Genomic DNA, 3,137 nt, shown 5'->3' with positions numbered 1-3,137 from the left:
CGGGATTGTGTAATAACGCTGTTGCCAATCCCACGCGTTGGCGATACCCTTTGGATAATTGTCCTATTTTCTTGTGGCTTTCATTCGATAAACCCGTAAGCTGAATCACTTCTTCAATTCGAGATTTGGCTACTTTATAAACATCAGCATTGAAGGCCAAATATTCACGCACATACAAATCCAAATACAACGGATTATGTTCCGGCAAATAGCCAATAGATTGTTGAACGGCTTTAGCTTGGGTAATAACATCAAACCCGTTTACGGCTGCAGAACCTTCATCTGAAGCGATATAGGTGGTCAATATTTTCATTAAAGTTGATTTTCCGGCACCATTTGGACCCAAGAAACCTACGATTTCTCCTTTTTGAACCGTAAATGAAATGTTATCTAATGCTTTTTGGGCACCATAACTTTTCGATATGTTATTTACTTCTATTGACATTGTTATTTATTTGTAGCAAAAGTAAACAGAAAATGAATAGTACAAATCCAAACGCTAAAATTTTATATTGTATTTTGCAATAAACTAACAGTCAGACTACTATTAATTAACGTATTGGCAAAATTAGTATTGTAAGAAAAGCGGCATTGTTCTTGTTATAACTATATTAAATTTAAAACAATTTAAAAATGAAAAAATCATTACTAATTCTTGCTTTGGCTATGTTTAGCTTTGCAAATGCTCAAAAAGGTACCGTTTTAGTTTCTGGAAATGTGGGTTATTCTTCCCAAAAATCAGGAAATTCTGGAGGTCAAGACTATAATTACTATAATTTCTCTCCAAAAGTAGGTTATCAGTACAACGACAACTGGACTGTGGGTGTAGAATCTTCCATTTCAAATTCAAAAAGCACGTTCACCCTAGGAGATAACAGTTCAAAAAGTTTTTCTGTGGGTGGTTTCATTCGCTATTCTAAACCAATCGGAGGATTTTTTTCTGTTTATGCCGACTTGGCTACTGGTTACCATAATGCAGATCAAACATATTTTACCGGAGGGTTTAATCCGTCAACCATTACAAACAAAGCAAATGGATTTTATTTGGGTATAACTCCAGCTTTATTTTTGAATATTAATAAAGGATTTGGTTTGAACTTTAATATTGGAGGTTTGGGATACAACACTTTAAATAACACTACCAATAATGGCAATGATACAAAAAGTTTTAATTTTAGTTTTGGGCAAGCAGTTAGCGTCGGGATTTCAAAAAACTTCTAAAATTTTTACTTCATACAAATAAAGTTGGAAGATTATTACTTTGAAGTCTTTTGTGCTATTATTTACTAATTATTATTTTATGGCTTTATTTTTAATTTTTTTTTAACGAAAAATGAATTTTCAAGACAATTTTTCTTTTTATGCAATAAAAACAATTATTATTTTGGTTAACTAAAAATTATCTATATATTCGCAAAGAATTTAGGAAATGCAACATAAAATGTCAAATAACCGTTTTTATTTTAGCAACACTTATTATTTCTTTTTTAGGAAGTAAGGATTGTCTATGGTTATTTGAAATATAAGAAACAAATAAAACTAATATACAATCCTGATGAAAATCAGGATTTTTTTTTGAATATAAATGAGTACATCTAGCGAACAAAAGCCTTCCTTAACTTCTCCCTCTCCTATGGAGAGGGCTGGGGTGAGGATTGCAATACAAGGGATTAAAGGTTCTTTTCACCATCAAGTGGCACAAGAGTATTTTGGTTATGATGTAGCAGTGGATGAATGTTTATCTTTTGAAGAGTTGGTAGACAGCTTATTGTCTGGAAAATCAGATCAAGCAGTAATGGCTATTGAAAATTCTATAGCAGGGCCTATTATACCTAATTATGCTTTGATAGATAAGAATAATTTACATATTATTGGAGAGCATTATTTAGATATTCATCAAAATTTAATGGCTTTGAAAGGCCAGAAAATAGAAGATATTCTCGAAGTGCATTCGCATCCGATGGCTTTGTTGCAATGTATGGAGTTCTTGAAAAAATATCCAAGTATAAAAATTGTTGAGGACAAAGATACTGCCGAAACCGCAAAAAGAATTCACGAAAAACAGTTGAAAGGAATTGCTGCGATTGCCAGTAAAACAGCTTCTGAAATGTATAATTTGGAGATTTTGGCACCAGAAATCCAAACAATTAACAATAATATGACCCGTTTTGTCATTATCAACAAAGAAGAGAAATTTGTTGAAGAAAACGAAATCAATAGAGCTTCTATCAAATTCGAATTAGACCATAAGCGCGGAAGTTTAGCTGCAGTTCTCAACGTAATGAGCGATTGTAAATTGAATTTAACCAAAATACAATCCTTGCCAAAAATAGAAACGCCTTGGAAATATTCGTTTTTTGTTGACGTTACTTTCTCCAACTACGAAGATTATGCCAAAGCCAAAGCATTAATGACCATAATGGCAGAATACTTCAAAGTTTTAGGCGAATATAAAAACACTAGACCATGATTACAACAGCAAAGCGTTTAGATATAATTGAAGAATACTATTTCTCCTCAAAACTGAGGGAAGTAAGACAACTGGCTGCCGAAGGTAAACCCATCATTAATATGGGAATTGGAAGTCCCGATTTAAAACCTTCACAAGCGGTTATCGATGCAGTTTCATTGGCAATGCAAGAGGAAAATGCGCATCAATATCAGAGTTATCAGGGTTTGCCAGAATTGCGACAGGCAATGGTTGATTTTTATCAAAATAACTATGGAGTTTCGTTGAATCCAGCTAATGAAATCTTACCGTTGATGGGTTCCAAAGAAGGAATTATGCATATTTCGTTGGCGTTTTTGAACGAAGGCGACCATGTTCTGATTCCAAATCCAGGATATCCGACTTACACTTCGGTGACGAATTTGGTTGGTGCAGTTCCAGTTTATTATGATTTAAAAGAAGCGAATAATTGGGAACCTGATTTTGATGCTTTAGAAAAATTAGATTTATCGAAAGTGAAAATAATGTGGATGGGGTATCCGCACATGCCAACAGGGGCGAGAGGAAGTTTAGAATTGTTCGGAAAATTAGTGGCTTTCGCCAATAAACATAACATATTATTAATCAATGACAATCCATATAGTTTTGTTTTGAATGATAATCCAATGAGTTTGTTGCAAGTAGAAGG

4 protein-coding genes are annotated in these 3,137 nt (G+C 33.4%); 3 read left to right on the top strand and 1 reads right to left on the bottom strand.

The window, feature by feature from the left end; translation table 11 throughout:
• On the bottom strand, window positions 1–445 hold a 445-nt coding region (locus ACKVOD_RS02580), incomplete at its 3' end, for an ATP-binding cassette domain-containing protein (RefSeq protein ID WP_409207921.1).
• 188 nt (window positions 446–633) lie between these two features.
• Here ACKVOD_RS02580 and ACKVOD_RS02575 point away from each other — a divergent pair.
• The 3 genes from ACKVOD_RS02575 to ACKVOD_RS02565 all read left to right on the top strand — a co-directional run.
• Window positions 634–1,221 (top strand): outer membrane beta-barrel protein, encoded by a 588-nt coding sequence (locus tag ACKVOD_RS02575; protein WP_409207920.1) that lies wholly within the window; start codon window positions 634–636, stop codon window positions 1,219–1,221.
• 412 nt (window positions 1,222–1,633) lie between these two features.
• Window positions 1,634–2,470: a prephenate dehydratase gene (locus tag ACKVOD_RS02570; protein WP_409207922.1), complete on the top strand. Its 837-nt coding sequence runs from the start codon at window positions 1,634–1,636 to the stop codon at window positions 2,468–2,470.
• Window positions 2,467–3,137: pyridoxal phosphate-dependent aminotransferase (locus tag ACKVOD_RS02565; protein ID WP_409207919.1), on the top strand; the 671-nt coding region annotated here is incomplete at its 3' end. The genes ACKVOD_RS02570 and ACKVOD_RS02565, both read left to right, overlap by 4 nt.

It is taken from the genome of Flavobacterium sp. (assembly GCF_046155325.1).
GTDB lineage: Bacteria > Bacteroidota > Bacteroidia > Flavobacteriales > Flavobacteriaceae > Flavobacterium.
This window is presented reverse-complemented; position numbering and strand designations above follow the sequence as displayed.

Bases quoted from the DNA above. Each gene is read 5' to 3' on its own strand.
- ACKVOD_RS02575 (WP_409207920.1), top strand. From the start codon at position 634: ATGAAAAAATCATTACTAATTCTTGCTTTGGCTATGTTTAGCTTTGCA.
- ACKVOD_RS02570 (WP_409207922.1), top strand. From the start codon at position 1,634: ATGGAGAGGGCTGGGGTGAGGATTGCAATACAAGGGATTAAAGGTTCT.